This window comes from Spirosoma arboris, assembly GCF_009754945.1.
GTDB classification, from domain to species: Bacteria; Bacteroidota; Bacteroidia; order Cytophagales; family Spirosomataceae; genus Spirosoma; species Spirosoma arboris.
This window is the reverse complement of the sequence record NZ_WPIN01000002.1, coordinates 498,611-521,727: the sequence shown is the minus strand read 5'-3', so window position 1 is coordinate 521,727 and position 23,117 is coordinate 498,611. Positions and strand designations below refer to the sequence as shown.

21 protein-coding genes are annotated in these 23,117 nt (G+C 46.2%); 11 read left to right on the top strand and 10 right to left on the bottom strand.

Features of this window, described 5'->3' with window-relative positions:
* Nucleotides 1–152 precede the first annotated feature (152 nt).
* Nucleotides 153–986 (bottom strand): phytanoyl-CoA dioxygenase family protein, encoded by an 834-nt coding sequence (locus GO755_RS06125; RefSeq protein ID WP_157583842.1) that lies wholly within the window; start codon nucleotides 984–986, stop codon nucleotides 153–155.
* 235 nt (nucleotides 987–1,221) lie between these two features.
* Between GO755_RS06125 and GO755_RS06120 the strand changes: the two genes are divergently transcribed.
* A complete protein-coding gene (locus GO755_RS06120) occupies nucleotides 1,222–2,094 on the top strand; it encodes a helix-turn-helix domain-containing protein (protein ID WP_317165803.1) in 873 nt (290 codons plus the stop codon).
* A 38-nt stretch (nucleotides 2,095–2,132) separates the two neighbouring features.
* Here the strand turns inward: GO755_RS06120 and GO755_RS06115 are convergent, their stop codons facing one another.
* Nucleotides 2,133–2,429, bottom strand: a complete 297-nt coding sequence (locus GO755_RS06115; RefSeq protein ID WP_198174765.1) for a YXWGXW repeat-containing protein — start codon at nucleotides 2,427–2,429, stop codon at nucleotides 2,133–2,135.
* A 316-nt stretch (nucleotides 2,430–2,745) separates the two neighbouring features.
* On the opposite strand from GO755_RS06115, the gene GO755_RS06110 reads away from it, so the two are divergent.
* From GO755_RS06110 to GO755_RS06100, 3 genes are all read left to right on the top strand, one after another.
* The gene (locus GO755_RS06110) at nucleotides 2,746–4,038 is read left to right on the top strand and encodes a serine hydroxymethyltransferase (RefSeq protein ID WP_157583840.1); all 1,293 of its coding nucleotides are present in this window, start codon (nucleotides 2,746–2,748) and stop codon (nucleotides 4,036–4,038) included.
* 94 nt (nucleotides 4,039–4,132) lie between these two features.
* On the top strand, nucleotides 4,133–4,993 hold the full coding sequence (gene tatC, locus GO755_RS06105; RefSeq protein ID WP_157583839.1) for a twin-arginine translocase subunit TatC: 861 nt from the start codon (nucleotides 4,133–4,135) through the stop codon (nucleotides 4,991–4,993).
* Between the two features lie 84 nt (nucleotides 4,994–5,077).
* Complete coding sequence (locus GO755_RS06100) at nucleotides 5,078–5,296, top strand: hypothetical protein (protein ID WP_157583838.1); 219 nt, start codon at nucleotides 5,078–5,080, stop codon at nucleotides 5,294–5,296.
* A gap of 98 nt (nucleotides 5,297–5,394) precedes the next feature.
* Here GO755_RS06100 and GO755_RS06095 read toward each other — a convergent pair whose 3' ends face one another.
* The 8 genes from GO755_RS06095 to GO755_RS06060 all read right to left on the bottom strand — a co-directional run bounded on the left by GO755_RS06095 (nucleotide 5,395) and on the right by GO755_RS06060 (nucleotide 13,679).
* A complete protein-coding gene (locus GO755_RS06095) occupies nucleotides 5,395–6,756 on the bottom strand; it encodes a DUF58 domain-containing protein (RefSeq protein ID WP_157583837.1) in 1,362 nt (453 codons plus the stop codon).
* Nucleotides 6,753–7,568 (bottom strand): tetratricopeptide repeat protein, encoded by an 816-nt coding sequence (locus GO755_RS06090; protein ID WP_157583836.1) that lies wholly within the window; start codon nucleotides 7,566–7,568, stop codon nucleotides 6,753–6,755. The genes GO755_RS06095 and GO755_RS06090 overlap by 4 nt, the downstream gene beginning before the upstream one ends.
* On the bottom strand, nucleotides 7,565–8,746 hold the full coding sequence (locus GO755_RS06085; RefSeq protein WP_157583835.1) for a hypothetical protein: 1,182 nt from the start codon (nucleotides 8,744–8,746) through the stop codon (nucleotides 7,565–7,567). Before GO755_RS06085 ends, GO755_RS06090 begins: the two co-directional genes overlap by 4 nt.
* Nucleotides 8,730–9,704 (bottom strand): AAA family ATPase, encoded by a 975-nt coding sequence (locus tag GO755_RS06080; protein WP_157583834.1) that lies wholly within the window; start codon nucleotides 9,702–9,704, stop codon nucleotides 8,730–8,732. Before GO755_RS06080 ends, GO755_RS06085 begins: the two co-directional genes overlap by 17 nt.
* 145 nt (nucleotides 9,705–9,849) lie before the next feature.
* Complete coding sequence (locus tag GO755_RS06075; protein WP_157583833.1) at nucleotides 9,850–11,034, bottom strand: DUF4350 domain-containing protein; 1,185 nt, start codon at nucleotides 11,032–11,034, stop codon at nucleotides 9,850–9,852.
* A gap of 14 nt (nucleotides 11,035–11,048) precedes the next feature.
* Entirely contained in the window at nucleotides 11,049–11,828 is a 780-nt protein-coding gene (locus GO755_RS06070; protein WP_157583832.1) for a DUF4129 domain-containing protein, read from the bottom strand.
* Nucleotides 11,812–12,738, bottom strand: a complete 927-nt coding sequence (locus tag GO755_RS06065) for a hypothetical protein (protein WP_157583831.1) — start codon at nucleotides 12,736–12,738, stop codon at nucleotides 11,812–11,814. The genes GO755_RS06070 and GO755_RS06065 overlap by 17 nt, the downstream gene beginning before the upstream one ends.
* Nucleotides 12,735–13,679, bottom strand: a complete 945-nt coding sequence (locus tag GO755_RS06060; protein ID WP_157583830.1) for a stage II sporulation protein M — start codon at nucleotides 13,677–13,679, stop codon at nucleotides 12,735–12,737. Before GO755_RS06060 ends, GO755_RS06065 begins: the two co-directional genes overlap by 4 nt.
* Nucleotides 13,680–13,826: 147 nt before the next feature.
* Here GO755_RS06060 and GO755_RS06055 point away from each other — a divergent pair, with 147 nt between their 5' ends.
* From GO755_RS06055 to GO755_RS06025, 7 genes are all read left to right on the top strand, one after another.
* Complete coding sequence (locus GO755_RS06055) at nucleotides 13,827–14,522, top strand: RDD family protein (RefSeq protein WP_157583829.1); 696 nt, start codon at nucleotides 13,827–13,829, stop codon at nucleotides 14,520–14,522.
* Between the two features lie 71 nt (nucleotides 14,523–14,593).
* Complete coding sequence (locus GO755_RS06050) at nucleotides 14,594–15,790, top strand: M20 metallopeptidase family protein (RefSeq protein ID WP_157583828.1); 1,197 nt, start codon at nucleotides 14,594–14,596, stop codon at nucleotides 15,788–15,790.
* 253 nt (nucleotides 15,791–16,043) lie between these two features.
* On the top strand, nucleotides 16,044–16,676 hold the full coding sequence (locus GO755_RS06045; RefSeq protein ID WP_157584152.1) for a gluconate 2-dehydrogenase subunit 3 family protein: 633 nt from the start codon (nucleotides 16,044–16,046) through the stop codon (nucleotides 16,674–16,676).
* 93 nt (nucleotides 16,677–16,769) lie between these two features.
* The gene (locus tag GO755_RS06040) at nucleotides 16,770–18,488 is read left to right on the top strand and encodes a GMC oxidoreductase (RefSeq protein WP_157583827.1); all 1,719 of its coding nucleotides are present in this window, start codon (nucleotides 16,770–16,772) and stop codon (nucleotides 18,486–18,488) included.
* 165 nt (nucleotides 18,489–18,653) lie between these two features.
* Nucleotides 18,654–19,178, top strand: a complete 525-nt coding sequence (locus GO755_RS06035; protein WP_157583826.1) for a hypothetical protein — start codon at nucleotides 18,654–18,656, stop codon at nucleotides 19,176–19,178.
* A gap of 56 nt (nucleotides 19,179–19,234) precedes the next feature.
* Nucleotides 19,235–20,680 (top strand): ATP-binding cassette domain-containing protein, encoded by a 1,446-nt coding sequence (locus GO755_RS06030; RefSeq protein ID WP_157583825.1) that lies wholly within the window; start codon nucleotides 19,235–19,237, stop codon nucleotides 20,678–20,680.
* A 326-nt stretch (nucleotides 20,681–21,006) separates the two neighbouring features.
* Nucleotides 21,007–23,094 carry a gliding motility-associated C-terminal domain-containing protein gene (locus GO755_RS06025; RefSeq protein WP_227686873.1) on the top strand — a complete coding sequence of 696 codons (2,088 nt, stop codon included), beginning with the start codon at nucleotides 21,007–21,009 and terminating at the stop codon, nucleotides 23,092–23,094.
* Nucleotides 23,095–23,117 lie beyond the last annotated feature (23 nt).

Sequence of the window (23,117 nt, the reverse complement as noted above, 5' to 3'; positions counted from 1 at the left end):
TGTTGGTTTGTTGGAACAACAGAAATACCGCAAAAATATTTCCATAAAAAAATAATAGTCGTCAATCGATAGTTCGTTGTAGCCAGCATAACACAAAATGCTTACCTACAACGAACTATCAATTGACGACTAGCGCCACTATTGGCTGATTACTAATAACTAAATAATATCGGGTTTAACTCACTCTGTGGTTTGCTACCGATAGGCACACTATTAAGCCAGGTGGCATGATCGGCAACCTGATATTCATTGCGTGGCTGCATCACAATCTGATCTTTGTCCATGTAAATCATGGTCATCACCTTACGCGGACGATCCGACACATTAGGGCCAGCGCGGTGAAACGTCCAGCCTGCGTGATAACTCACCTCTCCCAGCTCAAATGGCGTATCATGAACATTGAAGTTCTGTTCTTGCAAAGTGTCGGACAGGATTTTTTCACTATCATCACTGATTTCAATGTCGCGGCCAATTTCAACATGCTGACTTCCTTCGGCAAAGGCAAGTGGCCCCATCTCCATTGGAGTATCCTGCAATGGAGTCCAAACCGTAACGGTGTTAGGTGATGCTAATGGCCAATAAAACTGATCGGCGTGCCAGGGTGTAATGCCTCCCGATGGCTCTTTGTATAATGCCTGATCGTGATACAATCGAACGCCTTCTACGCCCATCAGATCAGTCGCGATTTTGGCTAGACGCTTCGAGAAAACAAACTCTTTAGCCTGCTCATCTTCCCGCCAGAGATTCATGATTTGCAGAAACGCCCGCTCATACGTAGTACGCTCCTCCATAGGTTTTATGAGCGTATTGAGTCGGAAAACCAGATCGGTGAGAATATCGCCATAATAAGCTAATACCTCTGGACTCAGTACGTGCTTGAGTTTTACATAGCCGTTCTGACGGTAAAATGCGATTGCTTCTGGGCTAACTATGTAATAAGCGTCCAGTTCGTTGAGTAGCGTTGTTTTATCAATCGTAGTTTCCATTTGTTAATGAGTTGTGGAGAATAATAAAGGACTCTCGCACAAAGCCGTACTATAGTAGTTGACAGTACGGCTTTGTGCAATTGCCCCGTTCGATAGAGTAGGTTTAGGAATAATCTAACAAGACAAAACTAAGTAGTATTATTAAAGGTTTAGAATAGAGTTTTTGCAGATTTGTGTCTAATTTTGATCCGGTATTGTCTATATAATAATAAGGTGGGTTAAAATAGCGCAACCTGTGAAAGCTCTTTTCGAGAAAATAATGATTAGCGACCAGAGTTCGGTACTAATCAGGCGATTTCAGTTGCCGTACTTCGATGCGCCCTGGCATTACCATCCAGAATACGAGCTAACTTATATTGCTAATAGCTACGGTCGACGCTTTGTGGGAGACCATGTTGAGCCATTTCAGGCGGGTGATTTAGTATTGCTCGGGCCGGATTTGCCGCATTTCTGGCGGAATGATGAGGAATTTTATCAGGCCAAGCCGGGTTTATGGGCGGAGTCTGTGGTGGTGCAGTTCCCGGCCTCTTTTGATGAGCGATTGCTGGCGGCTTTACCCGAAGCAGATGCTGTTCGCCAGTTGCTTCATCGTGCACGTTATGGTTTGCGTTTCAGTTCAGCGATTAGTCAGTCGGTAGCTTTGCCAATGGTTCAATTGACCGAGCAAACCGGATTGGCGCAAGTGTTGAGTTTGCTGGCGATTTTAAACCAGCTAGCTGCCGATCAGGAGGCTCAGCTATTAGCCAGCGACAGTTATCAATTAGCACCCGGTGCTGCCGAAACTGAGCGAATGAAGCGAGTACTGGAGTTTATGTTACTCAATTTTCGGGATGAAATTCGGATCGAACAGATCGCATCTGTGGCGGGCATGGCCCCAGCAGCCTTTTGCCGATATTTCAAAAACCGCACCCGAAAAACATTTGTCGAATACCTCAATGAGTTGCGAATTGGGCATGCTCGCAAACTGTTAGTAAACGTCGATATTAGTATTGGGCAAATCGGGTTGGAGTGTGGCTATAATAACAGTTCACATTTTCACCGACAGTTCAAGCTTAATACGGGAATGACACCTTTTCAGTATCAGGCAGTGGCGAAGGGTAAGGGTTAACGTAGTGCCGCCCGTCCCCAGCGGCACTACGTTAACCCTTACTGCCAGTGGCCGTCAACCCAAACTTGTCCTCGACGAGTTTGTTGCCAATGACCAGGTGCCCAGGCGTTATAACGGGCAGGCGCAACTCTATAAAATCCGTTAACCCATACATAATTACGTCCCCGACGTATATAATGTCCTGGAATCCAGACATGCCGGGCCGATGGAGCAGCAGGAATTACTTCAACACGTGTGGGGGGAGGACCTTGGACAGTAGTCGTTGCAGTACATCCCAAAATGAAGGCAGGTAGTAGCAATCCCGCTAGTACCCATGCTTTGGCTTGACTTTTCATGATTTTCATACCGTTAATTATGTGTTCATTAAAATCAGGCATGCGCGCCAACATAAACTAGTCATGCTGGCGATCTGTGCCTTTTCTGTAAGATTATCCTGTCTTACGAAGGTTTAATAACTACTGAGAGTTAATACTGTTACTGCAGGCCATGAAGTCCCTGGATTTTTGCAGAAATTGTCCTGAAAATCGCCATTCTATCCTACGCTTTTCTACTGTACCTTTGTCATGAAATAGATGTTTGGTTTTCTGCCCGTTTGTTGGCTAAGGTTTTATTAACCAAACAGACAATCAATCAAATAAACCGTTCATACTGATGACGACCGTCACCAATACCGCCCGCGATTCGCAGGTGTTTGACCTGATTGCTAAAGAACAACACCGGCAGGAGTCGGGTATCGAACTGATTGCTTCTGAAAATTTTGTGTCGCCTGCCGTGATGGAAGCCGCTGGAAGCGTTCTGACCAATAAATATGCTGAAGGCCTGCCCGGCAAACGGTATTATGGCGGTTGTGAAGTAGTTGACCAGGTTGAGCAAATCGCGATTGATCGGGCTAAAGAACTCTTTGGGGCAACTTGGGTAAACGTTCAGCCGCACTCGGGTGCCAATGCTAACACGGCAGTATTCCTGGCCTGTCTACAACCTGGCGATACCATTCTTGGCTTTAATCTTTCGCATGGTGGTCACCTGACACACGGTTCGCCAGTAAATATTTCGGGTAAATATTTCCGTCCGACGTTTTATGGCGTTGAGCAGGAAACGGGCGTTATCAATTATGACGTTGTTGAAGAAACAGCCAAACGTGAGCGTCCTAAAGTGCTTATCTGTGGAGCTTCTGCTTATAGTCGCGATTGGGATTACGCCCGGCTTCGTGCCATTGCCGATGAAGTAGGTGCCCTGCTTCTAGCCGACGTATCGCACCCCGCAGGTCTGATTGCCAAAGGTTTATTGAATGACCCACTTGCTCATGCACATATTGTAACGACGACTACGCACAAAACGCTGCGCGGTACACGGGGTGGTATCATCATGATGCGAAATGATTTCGAGAACCCATATGGTATCAAAACGCCAAAAGGTGAAACTCGTTTGATGTCTTCATTACTGGATTCGGGCGTGTTCCCAGGTACGCAAGGTGGACCGCTTGAGCATATTATTGCGGCTAAAGCGGTTGCTTTTGGTGAAGCCCTGAGTGATGATTTCTACGATTATGCCGTTCAGGTGAAAGCCAATGCACAGGCGATGGCCAATTCATTCGTGAACCTTGGTTACAAGATTATCTCGGGGGGCACCGATAACCACTTGATGTTGATCGACTTGCGTTCGAAAGGTTTAACAGGTAAATTAGCTGAAAACACGCTGATTAAAGCTGACATTACGATCAATAAAAACATGGTTCCATTCGACGATAAATCGCCGATGGTGACTTCGGGTATGCGGGTTGGAACGGCAGCTATGACTACACGCGGACTGAAAGAATCGGATATGGAGCAAATTGTCGTATATATCGATAAGGTACTGATGAACCACGATAACGAAAGCGTGCTCTCGACCGTTAAAGAAGAAATCAATGAGTGGATGAAAGCATTTCCGCTCTATAAAAGTTAACTATTAAAAAGCGAAAGAGTGAAAGAGCGATTGAAAACTCGCGTTAACTTTTCTTATCTTCTTTCACTCTTTTACTCTTTCACTCTTTAAAAAAATGCCACTCGACCAACTGACTGACGAAGAGATCGAATCCGAAGAAGGCAAAGAAATGTCCTTTTTGGATCATCTGGAAGAACTACGCTGGCACATTATCCGCGCCGTTGGATCTATTTTTGTGTTTGCTCTAATTGCATTCGTGTATATCGAAGATATATTCCGGATCGTGATTATGGGCCCCAAAAACCCTGATTTCTGGACGTATCGCATGATGTGTAAACTGTCAGAAATTTCTGGCTATACCGATTTGTGTGTTACCAAACTCAATTTCGAGTTGCAGGCGCTGGGCGTATCCGATCAGTTTACGATGGCATTGACCTCATCGGCCATTATCGGGCTTTGTTTTGCCTTTCCCTATGCGTTCTGGGAATTATGGCGGTTCATCAAGCCAGGTTTGCGTAATGTCGAAAAAGAGGCTGCTCGTGGAGCGGTGTTCTTTGTGTCGCTGCTATTTTTACTCGGCTTGTTCTTCGGCTATTTTATTGTATCGCCACTGGCAATCAACTTCTTAGCGAACTACCAAATTACCCCCGAGATCAAGAATCAGTTTGATATAACGTCTTACATTGGCATTCTGGTTACGCTTTCATTAGGCTGTGCGCTGATCTTTCAGATGCCAATGATTGCCTATGTGTTATCGAAAGTAGGTGTCCTGACTCCAAAATTTATGCGGGAATATCGCAAACATGCCTGGATTGTTATTCTGGTCGTTGCCGGTATCATTACACCTTCGCCAGATATTTATAGTCAGGTTCTGGTTGCCTTACCACTGGCAATGTTGTATGAAGTCAGTATCATCGTATCGGGCCGAATCGAGAAGGCACGGTTAAAAGCGCAACGCGAACTGATGAATTCGTAAATTATAAGTTATAATACTACTGGACGTTAGGTGTTGGATTTACGTATCCGATGACTAACGTCCAGTCTTTTTGTAGACAGATTCATGGAATACGATTTTCGAAAATACCATTATCGCTCCATCAACGCGGCCGACGATGCCGAACGAGCAGCTATCAATGAAGAATTGAAAGCGTTGTATGCTTCATTGCCAGATGATGAAAAGGAAGAGTTCAATCGTCAACTGCAAACCTTTCTGGCCAAGGAAATGGGACGACTTAAGTCTAATTATGAATCAGTGAAGGGTGGTTTGGGGGATAATTAGTATTTTTTTTGTCATGCTGACGAAGGAAGCATCTTATATTATCCTAATGTTTGAATAAGAGAATCTTAAGATGCTTCCTCCGTCAGCATGACAAAAAACTAAATCATGCCTCTGGATTTCAATTCCAGGTATTTATTGACCGTGTTAGCTGTCAGATTTTGCGGAGCCGTCAATATTGTCTGAATACCATATTGGCCTAATTCCTTTACAATCTGCCTTTTCTCGAAGGAGAATTTCTCCCCAATAGTTTTCATGTAAATGTGTTCGGTGTCAGTTGCAGGCTGATCGATTAAGGCACGTAGTTCGGTGTTTTCGAAGAAAATTACCAGTAGTAGATGGTCTTTAGCTAGTCGACGGAGATAGGGCAACTGTCGTTGCATGCCACTCATCGTTTCAAAATTCGTGAATAGCAGCAACAAACTCCGTTGACGGATATGAGCGCGTACACTGGCATACAGACTCTCGTAATCTGATTCCAGAAAGCGCGTTTTCTGACGATAGAGTAACTCCAGAATCTTCAGCATTTGCCCTGTACGACGCACGGCTGGGAGCAGTTGACCAATGTGGTCCGAGAAGGTCAACACGCCTGCACGATCCTGTTTCATTAGGGCTATGTTGCTTAATACCAGACTGGCGTTAATAGCATAATCAAGCAGAGTTAACCCTTCAAACGGCGACTGCATTACGCGGCCCTTATCAATCAGGCAATAGACGGGTTGCGAGCGTTCGTCCTGAAAAGCATTGATCATCAAAGAAGCTCCCTGCGAATCACTTCGGCGAGACGTTGCTTTCCAGTTAATTGTCCGCACATCGTCGCCTGTGGAGTAGGGGCGAACCTGCTCAAATTCCATACTGTGGCCAATGCGTCGGATTCGCTTTACACCCACTTCGGTCAGGCGATTAGTTGCTGCCAGAAGCTCGAATTGGCGCATTTGTAAAAACGAGGGGTAAACAGCTACCATTTTGCCCTGTTCAAACTGATAACGCCGTTTTAATAAACCCAACTGTGACAATACGAAGACGTTTACGGCTCCAAAGTTGTATTCTCCCCGGCGCGTGGGGCGAAGTTCATAGCGGATTGCCTGAGTTTCACGTGGGTTTAGTCGAGCGCGGAATAGTACGTCACGACGTTGAAACTGAAACGGAATTTCATCAACAACTTCTACATCGGTTCGAAACGAATAGCGATTTTCCAGATAAATCGTGAGTGGGTTTTCATCGCCATTTGATAACCGTTCGGGCACCTCACGACGGGCGAAGAAAGCTAATCCGGCAGGTTGGCTTTTAGAAAAAAATAGCAGCCAGAAATCCAGCCCAATTAGTACCATAAAAACGGCAAAAACCACTTTCACCAACGGAAATAGGAGTGGAAAAGCATAAGCAGCCACGAACAAGAGTACAAGGATGATCAGGCTAAACCAAAGGCGGGAAGCAACGAAAAGAGAGCGAAAAGAGATCAACGATTTAAGGTTTTTAAGTGTGCTAGCGTCTCGTCAATTTCTAGTTCGTAGACGGGATTGAAATCATCTTCCTGATAGTCGCCCGTACGTTCGGCTCGGAGAGCTTTGAAGAAAAACGAGGCATCCTGAAAGGCCGTTCGGGCTTCGGTAGTTCGATTTAATAAGAGTAGGGCACGCCCCCGATGGTATTGTACAAGAGCGCTCCGTTTAAAATTTTTGCCAGCCTTTTCGAGATCTATCAAGGCTTTTTCGGGCTGTTGAGTCGCAATATAACTTACTGCCCGACTGACAAAGTGCCGGTAGTTAACCCATTCGTCTCCATGCTTAGCGGCCAGTGGGTCGATAGCTATTGAGAACTGCTCAATGGACTTCTCATAGTTGCCCATACTTCGATAGGTGAGTCCCCGCATATAACTTACCGGATTGTAGCCAACTATATCGTCAAAATTAGGCGTCAGCGCATCATATGCATTGAAATGAGTGAGCGCGCGCGGATAGTCCCTAAATTGAGCCAGATAGAATTCGCCAACTATACCATGTTCTTTTGGTGACACCGCTGTCGTTTTCTCCAGCCATACTGCCGCTTGTTCATATTCTTTTGACCACACATAATTAAACGCTTTCTGGCGAAAGTTCTGAGCATTCGCTGACTGCGTATCCGAACGAAACCTCTGTTTATCACCAAAAAAGAATCGTGATTGTGCTGATCTGTTCGCAGCCAGCATCGAAGCGCAGTGCTTTAAGATGCGTTCGCTATCCTGAGCAGACACAGATAGTGGCAAAAGAAGACAGATGAGGTTAAGTCGTTTCATGGCAATATCTCCGTTATGCGTCCATCTTTAAGCCGAAACGCAAGTGAAATGGAAACATCCCGGAATAGGTCACTAGCTGTGTCTACTTGACGAATCGATTGATCAGTGGCGATGTGTTCACGACAAATAGTCAATAATTGGCTGGTGATTCGTGCGTTAAATTGCCTTGGACAATAATCCTCATCGAAGCCGTTTATGTCAATCAAACCTGTTTCACCTTCGCAGTTTACTACAAACTGAACTCGAACCAGGCCCGATTCCCCTGTTTGACTAACAGACTGATAATATTTAGCGAACAACTGGACAATATCGTACCGTTTCTGCCCACGAGTAAGCGGATATTCAGCCCATATCTGTCGGAAACAGTTGTCGCAGGTCTGAAAACCACTGGGTCTACATGAATCGCTTGGCGATAGATTTTTGACGAATCGAAATGGTTCAGCGGCCACTGTGCAGCCATTCCACCCAATAGCCTGCATCTGTTTAGATGATACGTTACTAATTTGCCAGAGTGCCTTGTAGCCGCTACCACGATTATGTTGATTGCCTCGGATAAGTAGAAATATAGATTTTCCAAACAGAGTCAGTTGCCAGAAATGGGCTGTCCGCTGCTTGGTTACCGTATTTTCTAAACTTGCCTGACCGTTGGCGAAGAGCGAAAGGGTCAAACTGTCAGATTGCCAGACGCGTCCATTTAACTGGTGATATACAGTTGCCGAATCGAGCGATATATCGTTAAATCGGTGAAAAACCATTGGGTAGTTTGTCCCGATTCGCAGCAAATCGTTCTTTAACGTAATAAGCTTGGGCGCGTAATGAATAGTATCTAAACGTACCGATTCTCCATGAATAGCCCAAGTTGATGTTTGCCGGGTAGCAGAACCATCAATCATGCCGAGGTGATAAGTGCTATCCGCATCTAACTGAATGTAAACAGGTAGGGCGCAGGCGAAGTCGAGATCCCATTCTGTATGTACGCCAACCCAGGTACCAACTAATTGCTCCCGAGTGGGCGTCTGCGCAAAAAGAAGTGAATAGTGGAGAATAAATAATGCACAATGAAAGCTACAACGCCAACATCTGTCTAACTGAAAGCTTTTAACAAAAAAGCTTTTAATGAATTTGCTACCTGCCGTATTCATTATCCATTGTCCATTTCCTTTACCTCGGTACTTCAATTTTTTGCACCAATTGTGCCACAACGTCATCGGCTGTGCCGCCTTCCATCTCGCGCTCAGGCGTTAACAGGACACGATGGCGCAATACGGGAGCCGCCAGTTCCTGTACATCTTCGGGCGTGATGAAATCACGGCCTCGAAGTGTAGCCAAGGCCTTTGCGCTATTTAACAAGGCTACCGATGCTCGGGGTGATGCACCCAAATACAGCGATTTGTTTGCGCGAGTAGCCTGTACAATCTGAGCGATGTAATCGAATAGCTTGTCTTCTACATGCACCTGATGCACCTGATTGCGCAAAGTCGCCAACTGATCGGCTGTCAGAACAGCGCTAACTGCTTCGAGGGCATCGGCCAAGTTCCGGCGTTGGTGATGGCCTCGTAGAATATCTACTTCTTCGATTGTGGTTGGATAACCCACAACGATTTTGAACAGAAAGCGGTCTAGCTGTGCTTCGGGTAGTCGATAAGTACCTTCCTGTTCAATGGGGTTTTGGGTAGCCAGCACCATAAACGGCTCATCAAGTGAGTACGTTGTGCCATCATTCGTCACCTGACGCTCTTCCATTACCTCAAAAAGAGCAGCCTGTGTTTTGGCCGGAGCACGGTTGATCTCATCAATCAAAACAAGATTAGAGAAGATAGGCCCTTGTCGGAACGAGAAATCGCCCGTTTTGGGTATGAAAACTGACGTTCCCAGAACATCGGAGGGCATTAAATCCGGCGTAAACTGAATCCGGCTAAATCCAACCGACATGGTTTTCGCCAGTAATTTCGCCGTCAATGTCTTTGCCACGCCCGGTACACCTTCAATGAGTACGTGTCCATCAGCGAGTAGGGCCGTCAATAGTAAATCGACGGTTTGGTGTTGCCCGATGATGACTTTGCCAACTTCAGTGCGGATAGCCTCTACTGCAGTGGTGAGGGACGTAAGGTCTAAACGAGTTTCGAATGAATCCATAAAAGATGTCTGAACCGGGATTTTTGTGATTTTGCTGACCGACTATGATTTTCAATGATTACATTTTGCTTTCGAAGAAAGCTTAATGATGAAATCATAGTTGGTCAGCAAAATCACAAAAATCCCGGCGGGGCCGCCCGCGCGGTCAGATAGTTTGTTTAAATTTTTCCATTGCCCGATTTAAGGTCAGCAAATCAAATTCTGAGAGTGAAATACTGCGTTGCGCATCGCGTAAAAGCCGTACTAAGTCTGCTGTTTCATCCATTGATGCGCCACTTTTTCGGGATAAGATTTCGGTAAATTCTTTGTCTAAAACAGTTGTGTTTATCCCATACCGTTCGCGGAGGTCGGCCAGAAAGTACTGGATTTTCTTCCGGGCGAGGTTATCGTGGTCACTCTGTTGAAAATACATTCGCCCAACGGTTTTTACAAAATCCAGCGATGTATTTTTAGGCGCTTCGATAATCGGGATGATCCGTTGTGTACGCTTCCCGGCAAAGATGGTATAGAAAATCAAGCCAAAAACGATCAGATAATAAGCCCAGTTCAGCGCCGGTTGTGAACGAACATAGCGGAAAATAGATTGCTGGTCTTCATCAAATCGTCCCTGCTTCTGGTATTCATCCCAATACGTAGGTCGGACTGGCAAATAAGAAAGCGCTTTAAAGGCATAGTCTGACGTTTTGGTGTCCAGCACGTAGTAGTTTGTAAAGGCCAGCGGTAGGTTCTGGATAAAAAACTGACCTTTCCCATACTGTACACGAATGAAAACAGGTTCTTTTCGAGCGTTACGACCTAGTACGGTAATGTTCTGAGGTTTTTTGATAGTCAGGTAGTTGCGCCCGTCATCGTGAAAGAAATTATAGCCTTTGGCTTTGCTCAACTGCGGATTAACGAAGTTCTGACGCAGGGTTGTATCGGCTTTATTATTTGGCTTTACTTCTGCTTTGAACCCTAGTTTAGTACAGAGTGAATCGGGTAGATTGTAGGCAGAAATGAATATCGTATTACCTCGCTTAACATACGATAGAAGTTGACTTTGCTCAATACTATCAGCCTTAAAGTCCTCATTGATAAACAGGTAATTACTGAGCGCAGACAATTTTGTCTCACCCAGAAAATTATAGATTGGTAAGCGAATTGTTTTAATGGCCGACTGCGGCATGGCATCGGGCAGTAACTCGAACAAAGCCTGCGTTCCGAACGGAATTTTGTCGTCGTTCTGATACGTCGACTTCCAGTCAATCGGCTTCGGGCGGTAATACTCAAAGAGCACATATGCCGTTACGGTTGCTAGCAGGATCAGGAGGTATTTATTCGGCTTCGGCAAAGTGATTTTTTTGTTTATGCCTGATGGGTAACTGGCTGATTAAACTGTCGAAATTGTTGACGAAGCTGCCCGAATCGGGATTCATCTACCGGAAAATCGCCGTACCAGATAAATTCAAATTGGCGAGTGAGCGTCTCAAAATCAACCTGTAAAGGCGAATTAGCCAGTTCATATACATACTGCCGATTCGTTTTGTCGGGCTTGTACGTAATCCGGCCTGCATCGGTTAATCGTTTGAGAGTTTGCAGATAAAGGAGACGAGTGGCTAACCGGAAATTTCGCCTGGTAACTGCTTCCTCAACAGCGGTATCGAAATCAATTTCGTGGATGTTTTCAGCCAGGTTTTCATAGTCAAGGCCGCTCGATTGGGCGCTCTTGGGAAACAGAAACTTCATCACCTCAGCCTTCATGAGTAGGTAAATTACCAATCCGGCAACAGCTGCCAGAATAACATATTGCCAGACGTTCTGGTACGCAGGACTACGCAAAAACTCTCCGAATTTGCTAAATAGCCATTGAAAAAAGCGAGCTATCGGATTTTCAGGTGGCGGTACATCGCGGCCATATTGATAATCGCGATCGGCTTGGAGATCACGCAGGTGATCCGCTTTCGGGTAGCGTACCTGCATAGGAGCACGATCGTCGCGGACGGAAACTGGAGGAATTGGCTTTTTCGGTTGAGAAAAAGCCACTGGTGATGTGGCTAGCGAAAGACACAACCAACAGATCAGACAACGCAACCGACCGACTTGTAAATCGTAAACCGTAAACCGTAACTCAAAACGTTCCTTCATCCGATGCACGAGGTTGGGTTGGAATCGTTCCAATTGAGTCAATGGCCGACTGTAGGCCCCGGCCTTCCTGTCGCTCAATCAAGTTTGTGTATTGAAAACCAAGTGCCACGTAAATTATAGTCCGCAAAAGTGTACTGCCCACTGTAGCCACTACATTGCCTAAAATAAGCCAGAATCCCGCCATGTCGGGCAGCAATTTTGCTGTAATTAAGAAACTAAGAATTCCGGCAGGTAACGTAAAGATTAAGCCAATAACCCCTGAGATTATTCCCATGACGACGATTATCCCCAAGGTTGACCACCATTTATCCCGAATAAGCACGAAGCATCGGTTCCAGGTTTGACCAAAATCAGTTCCTTCAAACGTAGTTACTACCAGCCCAAGCGATAATACAATACCGACATAAACTCCTGGAATGACAAAAAACAACGTGGCAACAAAGGCGATGATCGAACTCAACACACTGATAATAATACCCCGGCCAATAAGTGGCTGCATTTCTTCCCAAACTTCCGTAACACTAATGTCAACGGGTTGCGATTGGCTTAGGGCAATCTGTCCCGTTTTACGAGCATACACTTTCATGTGCGCATAGGTCACCAGACTTACCACCAGAATCGCCAGCAGTGTGAAGATCATGGTAAACCAGAAAGCCGGAGAAAAGAAGCTTAACGCCAGCGCATAGCCGGCACCAAAGGGGCTATCTGAATCAATGTCGCCTTTTTTTGCCATTTCCCCCAGATTAAGCATGTTCGATTGGAACACGCCCGTTGCAATGCCTGCCAGCAAAGCTACTGGGCCAACAATATAAACTAAGGCTAAGCTTAGGCTGCGAAAATTCTGGGTGATGTATTGAAACGTAACGTTGATTTTATCGCCAAAGTCACGTTGTTGAAAGAGTTGAATCATGGTTGACGTCTACGGTTTAGTTGAATTGGGTAGAAAATAAAGTACCAGCCAATGAAGGTGGCTGAAATCAGAATAATGCTGCCACTAACTACGGGTGGTAGCGTCATTCGCGTAATAAAACTTTCCAGAAACCCGGCCGTAATGAAAATCGGTACCAGACCAATGGCAATTTTTAGCCCCTGTTTACTGCCTCGTTTGAAGGATTCTAATCGGGAGTAAGTACCTGGAAAGAGCAAGCTGTTACCTACTGTCAGACCCGCGCAACCGGCAATGACAATGGCCGAAATTTCGAGCGTACCATGAATCCAGATTTTCAGGACTGAGTCGAGTAAAAGCCCACGCTCGTAGAAAAAATACTGGAAAGAGCCCAGCATTACGCCATTATAGAATAGCATCGCCATGGTGCCAAAGGACGCAAATAGCCCAAATACAAACGTTCGGAAAGCTACGTAGATGTTGTTCAGGGTAATCTGTACGAACATACTGGCCTGGTCGCTGCTGTCATAAACACCCAATGGATCGCCTTTCTTGATATTTTCGAGGGTCATGTTCACGTACTGATCGCCCAGAATCAGCCGCACAAAGGTGTTGTCGTGAGCCGCAGATATCCAGCCGAGGATGCAGGCTACTAAAAAGATACCCGCCGACAACGCCAACATTTTATGCGATTGCCGAAACAAAAGCGGCAATTCATATTTCCAGAAAGTAAGGAAACGACTACGTTCGTCCCGTCGATTCTGCATCAGTCCCCGGTGCATTTGTCCGGCTAACCCATTGAGGTAACGCGTTACTTTTGAGTCGGGATAGAACGTTCGGGCGTACGACAAATCGTCGGTTAGCTCCACAAATCGATCTGTCAGTTCATCAGGATCGTTTGTTGGGTTCTGTTCTATATCGCGCCACTTGTCGGTGTTGCGTTTAACGAAAAGAGCTTCACGCATATAAGTCGTCAGTATGCTGAGGTCGGTTAGCTAAGTTAGGGAGTGTAACCAAGCCATAATCATGTTTTACGTAAAAAGTTTTTGACTGAATGGGCTAACTTACGACTTTTGGCCTTTGGCCACTACTTTTTGACTGACAACTAGTGTATGTCTGTTGCAATCCGCACTTCCCAAAACGTTCTGTTGGAATATGAACCCGCCAGCATTGGCGAACGAATTCTGGCAGCCTTAATTGATTATGTCATCATTTTTGGCTGGATTCTGCTAACGTTTGCTTTACCAAATTCACTGGGTTTTCGTACCAATAGCTTTTATACCATTTTGGTCTTTTTTCCCGTGATTGTCTATGATTTGGTCAGCGAATGGCTGCTTAATGGGCGAAGTCTTGGCAAAATAGCCATGAAAATTCGGGTGGTTATGCTCGATGGATCACCGCCCAGTCTGGGCGCTTACCTTATTCGCTGGTTGTTACGAATCGTAGAGTCTGCTGCATTTTTGGGCGGCATTGTCCCGATTATCACAGTGGCCGCTAACGGAAAGGGACAACGATTAGGGGATATTGCAGCAGGTACGACTGTTGTCCGGCTTAAACCTGCTGTCACGCTAGATGAGGTAATTATGCGCCCTCTGGTTGAAAATTATGCTGTTCAGTTTCCCGATGTTCGATTGCTTTCTGATCGTGATATTAATGTAGTACGTAATGTGGTTCGGATAGGTGATGAACAAGCATTGATGCGTACTGCCAATAAAATAAAGGAAGTGACCGGAATTCGTAGCGATATTGGAAACCGGGAATTTCTGCTTACCGTTATCAATGATTATCAATTTATAACAGCACAGTAATGTCTGGGCCAGGCTCCTGCTTGGCCTGTGATAAATTTAACGGGCTAAGCAAGAGCTTGGCCCAGACTCTTATGCTCGACTCAATCAAATCTCTCGCCCATCAATACGCGGCCGACCTTATCAAGACCCGCCGACATTTGCATGCCCACCCCGAACTCTCGTTTCAGGAGCGAAATACTGCTCGCTTCGTGGCCGATCAACTGAAAGCGATTGGTATAACCCCACAGGAAGGTGTTGCCGATACAGGGTTAGTAGCCATTATTGAAGGGCGAAACAGCCATTCTGCTGGCTCGCGAGTGGTGGCTTTGCGGGCTGACATGGACGCATTGCCTATTCACGAAGCTAATGATGTTCCGTATAAATCGACCGTTGATGGGGTCATGCATGCCTGTGGACACGATGTGCATACGGCCAGCCTATTGGGTGTTGCCCGAATTCTGCACGTGTTACGCGATCAGTTCGATGGAACGGTAAAATTAGTATTCCAACCGGGCGAAGAGAAAGCGCCTGGAGGGGCTTCACTCATGATTAAGGAAGGTGTTCTCGAAAATCCAACTCCTGCCAGTATGATTGGGCAACATGTTGCACCTAATATTCCGGTGGGCAAAATTGGATTTCGCGAAGGTATGTACATGGCCAGCACCGATGAGTTGTACCTAACCGTTCGAGGTAAAGGTGGCCACGCAGCTATGCCCGACAATCTCATTGACCCTGTCCTGATTGCGTCGCACATTATTGTTGCACTACAGCAAGTTATCAGTCGTAATCGTCCACCCGCCAGCCCGTCGGTGCTGTCATTTGGCCGGTTCATCGCCGACGGCGTTACTAATGTCATTCCAAACGAAGTTACCATTCAGGGGACTTTTCGGTGTATGAACGAAGAATGGCGTGAAGAAGGTAAAAAGCGCATGGTTAAATTAGCCGAAGGCATTGCTGAAGCTATGGGTGGTTCGTGCGAGTTCACGATTGTTCATGGCTACCCGTACCTGAAAAATCATCCCGAATTAACCCGACGCGTTCGGTCGCAGGCAGTCGAGTACATGGGTGCCGAAAACGTGGTTGATCTTGATTTGTGGATGGCTGGCGAAGATTTCGCGTTTTACTCGCAGGTAGTAGATTCTTGTTTTTACCGACTTGGCACCCGCAATGAAGAGCGTGGCATTATCTCGGGCGTCCATACGCCAACGTTTGATATTGATGAGTCGGCTTTAGAAACGGGCGCTGGCTTGATGAGCTGGCTGGCAGTACAGGAGCTAAAAATGGTTTGATCGGCAAAAACTTATTAAGCCTTTGTCTTAGTGTATAGTATTCATAAACAGGCGGTTTGGAATCGTAAGTTCGGTTTCAAACCGCTTGCTCGTTCTAGTTGATTAGGATCGTTCTAATTTATAGTTGTTCATTTAAAACTGCATCTCCAAATTAGACAATCCATTCCTCGATTGTTATACATTTGTAATTCCTTATATCGTTCTATTTGAAAGTCTAATTTGCTTTAAACCTATGAACAGAAGAGACGCCCTCATGCGGGTGGCTGCGTTTGCTGGGGCAACCATTACGTTGTCCGGCGTGGTATCGCCTGCATTGGCCGATACACTCGAAGCCTCGGCCGCCCAACGCGCCCTGACAGGCAAGCCGCTTTTCTTTACGGCCGATCAGGACGCGACCGTCGCTGAACTGGCTGATACAATTATTCCGACCACGAAGACGCCTGGTGCTAAGGCTGCCAAGGTGAACGAAGTGATTGATATTATGCTGAAAGATTGCTACAAACCCGATGATCAGCAACGCTTCCTGGATGGTCTGACTCTGACCAATAAACTAAGCCAGGATGCTTACGGAAAAGCGTTTGTGCAGCTCGATCCTACGCAACGTATTGAAATTGTGAAGAAACTCCAGGCCGACGATAAAGAGCAACGTGCTCAGATGTCTGGTGCCAAAGCGGCCACAAAAGTGGAGAACTCTCAGGCCGACTTACAAATGCCGGACGCCAAAAAGCGTTATACGCCGTTCTTCTCTGTTCTGAAAGATCTGACGCTAACGGGCTATTTTACGTCTGAGATTGGTGCAACCCAAGCTCTTGAATATGTGGCTGTTCCAGGCCGTTACGACGGTTGTATTACTCTCAAACCCGGTCAGAAGGCCTGGGCAATCTAATTTAGTATTAGGAGTGAGCAGCGAGAAGTGAGAAAGGCTGATGCCGGATGAATTCTCACTTCTCGCTACTCACTCCTCACTCCTGAAAAAATTATGAACCTCAATATCGACGCAAAAAAAGATATGACCTACGACGCTATTGTCGTTGGGTCGGGTATTTCGGGTGGCTGGGCTGCTAAAGAACTTACCCAAAAAGGATTGAAAGTACTGATGCTGGAGCGGGGCCGCGATGTGAAGCACATTGAAGGTTATCCGACAGCAACGAATAATCCCTGGGATTTTCCGCATCGGGGCAAAATAACCACCATGGCAGCCGAGGAATACTGGGCTAATATGCGCACTGGCTATACTGCTAATGAAGAGTGGCGTCATTTCTTCGAGAACGATAAAGAAAACCCATACCTCGAAAAACGCAAAGTAGACTGGATTCGTGGTTACCACGTAGGTGGTCGGTCGCTGATGTGGGGTCGGCAAAGCTATCGCTGGAACAAAGAAGACTTCATGGCGAATGGCAAGGAAGGGATTGGTGTGGACTGGCCAATTCGCTACGAAGATCTAGCTAACTGGTACACGTATGTAGAAACCTTCGCTGGTATTTCGGGCAGCAAAGACGGCCTAGACGTTTTGCCAGACGGTAACTACCTGCCGCCTATGCAGATGAACTGTCTGGAGAAAGAAGCGAAAAAGCGTATCGAGAAGGCGTTCCCTGCTCGTACTGTTACCATGGGTCGTACTGCTCACTTGACCCAGCCTAAACAACTACACTATGACCTTGGTCGGGCGGCTTGCCAGTTCCGTAATCAGTGTATGCGTGGTTGCCCATACGGCGCTTATTTCAGTACGCAATCGGCAACATTACCGGCTGCCATGAAAACGGGGAAGTTGACTCTCCGCCCCGATTCGATTGTATCGGAAGTGTTGTTCGACGAGAAAAAAGGGAAAGCTACAGGCGTTCGGGTTATTGACCAGAATACGAAAGAAGTTCGTGAGTATTACGCCCGGATTATCTTCCTCAACGCGTCGGCATTTGCCAGTACGTCGATTTTGATGAATTCCAAATCGCACCGTTTCCCGAATGGTATGGGTAATGATTCGGATCAACTCGGTCGGAACATTATGGATCACCACCTTGCTGTAGGTGCTGCCGGAACGTTTGACGGCATGGAGGATCAATATTACTACGGTCGCCGGGCGAATGGGGTTTACGTACCTCGTTACCGGAACTGGGCAGGTGACAAACGTGACTATGTTCGTGGATTCGGTTATCAGGGTGGTGCCGGCCGAGGTGGCTGGGGCCGTGGCAATGGTATGGAAGGCTTCGGGGCTGAATTTAAAGAAAGCCTCACAACGCCAGGTCAGTGGACAATGAGTCTGGGTGGTTTTGGTGAAATGATTCCTGATCCGAACAACCGTATGACGCTCTCCCCCGACCAAAAAGATAAATGGGGTCTACCGCTTATCGTATTCGATGCTGCCTACGGCGAGAACGAGCGAAAAATGCGGATCGACATGATGAATGATGCCGCCGAAATGCTTCAAGCGGCTGGACTGAAGAATGTAACGCCTTATAACGACGAGTCGAAACACCCAGGTATTGGTATCCACGAGATGGGTACTGCCCGTATGGGTCGTGATCCAAAAACGTCGGTGTTGAACGCTCATAACCAGATTCATACGGTAAAGAATGTCTTTAATACAGATGGAGCCTGTATGACGTCGGCTTCTTGCGTAAACCCTTCACTTACCTATATGGCTTTAACGGCTCGGGCTGCAGACTTTGCCGTGAAGGAAATGAAAAAAGGGACATTGTAAGAAAACTAATATCTTTTTGGGAAGCCGTAAGCACGCATTGCTTGCGGCTTCTCTTTTTGTTTAAAAGTGGAAACAGACATAAAATTTCTCATTAAAAAATAATTATGGGAAAACAATCACTTATTAGTAGAGTTATAAGATAGAATAACAAGTTAAAACTCAACGATGAAAAAGGAAATGATAATAGGTTGTATGCTGGTAGCTGGCATAGCCTTCGGTGCAAACGCACAAACAACGAATACATCGACCAATGCAGGTTCGACCGGCACAACAGGTGTAAACTCAACTAGTCCTCGGACTAGTACGAATATGAGTACTGGGGTGAATCAGACTTCTCCGACGGGTGTAAACACAACAGTGACGCCAACAAGCCCTAGTACGATTCAGACTCAACCACCTGCAACCAGTACGAATACCTCATCTGATATAAGTACGAATCCTGCAGTTAATACCAATACGAATCAAACGGGAGTAAATCCCCCAGTTGGATCGACCTACAGCACGGGAACGCCAACCATGAACAGTAATGGTACAACAACGTCGACAACGACGGATATGCAAAACACAACTGATCGGATGAATAACGGTTCAACAGGAAATAATAGCCGTCGTACGAAAAGTAAGTCGTCAACGTCGACAACAACTCCGGCTACAACGACGCCCGCTACGACCATTCCTCCAGGAAAATAAGATACCCATAAAATCTGGCCTAGAAAATAATCCTGTGGCCATACCTTTGCAAGGGTATGGCCACAGTTTTTATGTTTGAACAAATTCCATTGATTGAGTTGAATAAATTAACTGTCCAACGAAGCGGACGGACACGGATACGTGAACTCACGTTCCAACTGAATTCGGGTGAGTGTTGGGCTGTTATTGGTCCAACTGGTAGTGGGAAATCCACGTTTCTCCAGGCACTAGCCGGTCAATTTCATGCTGGAACTGCTACCTTGTCTCGGCGGGTACCAACAGAATTTGTCTCTTTTAAAGAGGAGTCCAGTCGGTTTTCCTACAGTGGCTATTTTTATCAGCAGCGCTATCAGGCTACTATGAGCGACAGCTCGGAAGGTAGCGACCCTGCTTATAATTCTATTCCAACGCTACGGAGTTTTTTACAGCTGACTGACTCGCCGGAATCGCTTGCGCTGGTTGACCGATTAGGGCTTACTCCAATACTGGATCGGGCATTTATTAAATTATCAAATGGCCAAACCCGAAAAGCCCGCATTGGAAAAGCGCTCCTTCGACACCCATCGGTTCTATTGCTAGACAATCCTTTTGTCGGTTTGGATGCCGTTTTTCGGGCCGAACTGACCAATTGGCTGGGCGATCTTACAAAACACGGCCTGACACTTGTGCTGGTAACAGAACCTGATGATATTCCGTCGTTTATTACGCACATAGCTGATTTAGAAAATGGCCAGATCCGGTGGGCAGGCCCCAAGGAGAACTATACTGCCGAAGCTACTAGTTGGCCTGAAATTACTCCACCAGTTCTGAATACAGCTGCGCCAATAACCGATTTTCAGGAAGCCTTTCGATTACGTAATGTAACTGTTCGTTACGGAGATACAATCATTTTAGATGGCCTTGACTGGGCTGTTCGGGCAGGGGAACGATGGGCTTTGTTTGGGCCGAATGGGGCTGGCAAATCAGTATTGCTAAGTTTGCTTTACGGAGACCATCCACAGGCGTATTCTAACGATGTAAGTGTCTTTGGTCATCGACGTGGCAAGTCGGGTGAAAGTATCTGGGATGTAAAACGTCGAATTGGCTTTGTTTCTCCTGAACTGCATTTATATTTTCCGCAGGGTTTGTCCGCCCGGCAGGTTGCGCTGACGGGCCTGACAGATACCCTTACCCCTCCGAATCGGGTGGCACCTGAAACGGAAGTAGACTTAACTAACTTATTTGCGTATTTTAAACTATCTCACCTTATCGACTGCTCATTTGGTACCTTGTCTGCGGGGGAGCAGCGATTAATTTTGTTGGTACGGGCTTTTCTGAAAAATGCGCCTGTCTTGTTACTGGATGAGCCGTTTCAGGCAATCGATTCTTTTCATGTTCAATTAGCCCGACAATTGATCGACAGTTTTATTGACAAAACCATTCTTTTCGTCACACACAATAAACACGAGCTTCCCGAAAGTATCGACCAGATTTATACCATTAAGGTCGCAGTCCCTAACTAATTGAGTAGAAAATTCTCTATATGTTAAAGGTTCATAGGTCAACTTTAGGCGCTCGTCAACTTAGCTGTGTTTCTACATTGAAAAATGCCAAATGTTGGCATGGTTTATGAGGCATAGACTTGCCCTTCGCGGTCATACGATGGAATGATAGTTTGTTGACCAAATAAAGGTAGTAATCCATTAAATCATCCAATTAGTAGATATTATGTACTAGCCACAGGCTTGGCATGAAATTCGTCTTATATACGGGTAAGCAGCATGAATTGATGAGGAGACAACTACTAAATAAATTTACTGGAAATTATGGGTGGTTGATCATATGGTTGATGACATTTGGAAATGTTGTTGCCATGACCTATCCGTTAGCCGATACATGCCAGAATCCCGACCCGCCTGTCATTACAGGTTCGGCCAAGGCTATCTGTCGTAATGAGTTGGTTACATTAATCGCCACAGGCTGTACCGGCACCGTTATTTGGTCAAATGGTGATATCGGTAATACGATTACGGTAAAACCTCAGCAAACGACAAAGTATACCGCCATTTGTCGCGCCAAACCAGGATGCATCAGTTGCTTTGCCGAAGTCTGGAAGATTACGGTCAACACACCTAACGCGCCGACGGTTATAGCCTCATCGAAACTTGTATGCCCTAATGAGCCCGTTACGTTAACCGCATCTAATTGTGCGGGAACTGTTCACTGGATAAGTCAGGATGGAAGCGAACAAAATACAGGTTCAGTCTGGATAGGCAATCTTCAGGAAACTACAGTCTTCCGGGCTACCTGCGAGCAGAACAACTGTAATAGCAATCCATCTATCCCAATCTCGGTGCAGATTGCTACTCCGAAGACGCCTATTATTTCGGCAGATAAACAAGAAATTTGTATTGGACAACCGGTTCGGCTTAGTGCATCGGGCTGCATAGGTGTCGTTCGCTGGATGGATGGAGTTGAAGGATTAGTGAGAAACATAAACCCTACTAATACGCTCAATTACAGAGCTGTATGTCAGGTTGGTTCATGCCGTAGCGACAGTTCTCAGCCGGTATTAGTAGTGGTACAGCCAGTTGCTCAGAAGTTAAATTTATTAACAACCCTCTACAACAGATGCCCATTTCAAACGGTTGATTTATCGAAAGCAATCACAGATGGGAACAGCTCCGGCCTTCGCTATGAATTCCGAACAGGACCATCTATTACAGCATCTACTGTTCAGTCGTCAGGAGCAGTGCTGACCGGGACGTATTACATTTTTGGACGAACTGCAGACGGCTGTTATACGGAACCTACAGCTATCACAGTAGACATTACTCCCTGCCAGAATGCCATTCCACCTTGCCTAAGTAGTCCGGCTACGGTTGCTATTCGACTCGACTCGCTCGACTGGACTAAAGGAATTGTTCTGTTAAAAGCACAATTGGGTGGCCTGGCAAACGTACATAATTGGCAAAGTGATGGTGGAGGTCTATTTACCAGCACAGGCATAAACGCTCGTTATCTATTGTCTGAATCTGACCGACAACGTGGTGCGACTCGATTCACCCTCTCTGTTCCCGACCCCGACGGTAGCGGGCCGTGCGTTGGAGCATCAGTTCAGCAAACGGTAGCAGCCCCTGCCCGAGAGCTAATCGGATTAAGCAAGAAAGTGAGCGAACCGATCTGGGTGGCTGATGGAAAAGAGCGCTTAGTCGAATTGACATATCAGTTTATAGTCGCTAATATGGGTAAACATGCGCTCAAGGATATTCAGATTGCTGATAATCTGGATGTCGCTTTTGCAAGCCTGGGAGCGCAAATTCATTCGATAAAGGTTCAGGCTGACAGCGGTCTGATCGTTAATTCAGCTTATTCAGGACGTGGCATCGACACCACATTAATTAACGGCGGAAACCTTCCGATTGGCGGACAGGCCCGCGTATTGCTAACTGTACGGCTCAATGTGAGTTTGGCCAATACGCTGACATTTAGCAATATCGCTACTGTTCAAGCTACGAATATCAGTAGTGGAATTTGCCGTGATCGTTCGACCAACGGCATAGACGTCGACCCAGACCAGAATGGAAATCCGACCGACAATGACGAACCTACAAGCATTGTTCTTCACTCGCTGCAGCCCGAAGAAAGCGAAACAGTATTTATTCCGGAGGGCTTCTCGCCCAATGGTGATGGTATTAATGATCGATTTGTTATTCAACGAGTGCCTGTTGGAGTAACCGTTCAACTGGATATTTATAATCGCTGGGGGAATTTAGTTTACCAAAATTTAAATTACACAAATGATTGGAATGGTATCGCAAATCAAGGTGTCAAAGCGGCTGATGTGAAACAAGGTCTCCCTGATGGCACTTATTATTACCAGATCCGGCTTAGTGATGGACGAGAATTTGTTCGATTTCTGACGCTGGCCCGATAAGTTTTTTAGCAATGATTTTAGGT

Excerpts from the sequence above, each read along its gene's own strand:
- GO755_RS06030 (WP_157583825.1), top strand. The coding sequence starts at position 19,235 with ATGGCCACAGTTTTTATGTTTGAACAAATTCCATTGATTGAGTTGAAT.
- GO755_RS06110 (WP_157583840.1), top strand. The coding sequence starts at position 2,746 with ATGACGACCGTCACCAATACCGCCCGCGATTCGCAGGTGTTTGACCTG.
- GO755_RS06060 (WP_157583830.1), bottom strand. The coding sequence starts at position 13,679 with ATGCGTGAAGCTCTTTTCGTTAAACGCAACACCGACAAGTGGCGCGAT.
- GO755_RS06070 (WP_157583832.1), bottom strand. The coding sequence starts at position 11,828 with ATGAAGGAACGTTTTGAGTTACGGTTTACGGTTTACGATTTACAAGTC.
- GO755_RS06125 (WP_157583842.1), bottom strand. The coding sequence starts at position 986 with ATGGAAACTACGATTGATAAAACAACGCTACTCAACGAACTGGACGCT.
- tatC (WP_157583839.1), top strand. The coding sequence starts at position 4,133 with ATGCCACTCGACCAACTGACTGACGAAGAGATCGAATCCGAAGAAGGC.
- GO755_RS06100 (WP_157583838.1), top strand. The coding sequence starts at position 5,078 with ATGGAATACGATTTTCGAAAATACCATTATCGCTCCATCAACGCGGCC.
- GO755_RS06080 (WP_157583834.1), bottom strand. The coding sequence starts at position 9,704 with ATGGATTCATTCGAAACTCGTTTAGACCTTACGTCCCTCACCACTGCA.
- GO755_RS06025 (WP_227686873.1), top strand. The coding sequence starts at position 21,007 with ATGACATTTGGAAATGTTGTTGCCATGACCTATCCGTTAGCCGATACA.
- GO755_RS06090 (WP_157583836.1), bottom strand. The coding sequence starts at position 7,568 with ATGAAACGACTTAACCTCATCTGTCTTCTTTTGCCACTATCTGTGTCT.
- GO755_RS06065 (WP_157583831.1), bottom strand. The coding sequence starts at position 12,738 with ATGATTCAACTCTTTCAACAACGTGACTTTGGCGATAAAATCAACGTT.
- GO755_RS06055 (WP_157583829.1), top strand. The coding sequence starts at position 13,827 with ATGTCTGTTGCAATCCGCACTTCCCAAAACGTTCTGTTGGAATATGAA.
- GO755_RS06050 (WP_157583828.1), top strand. The coding sequence starts at position 14,594 with ATGCTCGACTCAATCAAATCTCTCGCCCATCAATACGCGGCCGACCTT.
- GO755_RS06115 (WP_198174765.1), bottom strand. The coding sequence starts at position 2,429 with ATGAAAAGTCAAGCCAAAGCATGGGTACTAGCGGGATTGCTACTACCT.
- GO755_RS06035 (WP_157583826.1), top strand. The coding sequence starts at position 18,654 with ATGAAAAAGGAAATGATAATAGGTTGTATGCTGGTAGCTGGCATAGCC.
- GO755_RS06040 (WP_157583827.1), top strand. The coding sequence starts at position 16,770 with ATGAACCTCAATATCGACGCAAAAAAAGATATGACCTACGACGCTATT.
- GO755_RS06045 (WP_157584152.1), top strand. The coding sequence starts at position 16,044 with ATGCGGGTGGCTGCGTTTGCTGGGGCAACCATTACGTTGTCCGGCGTG.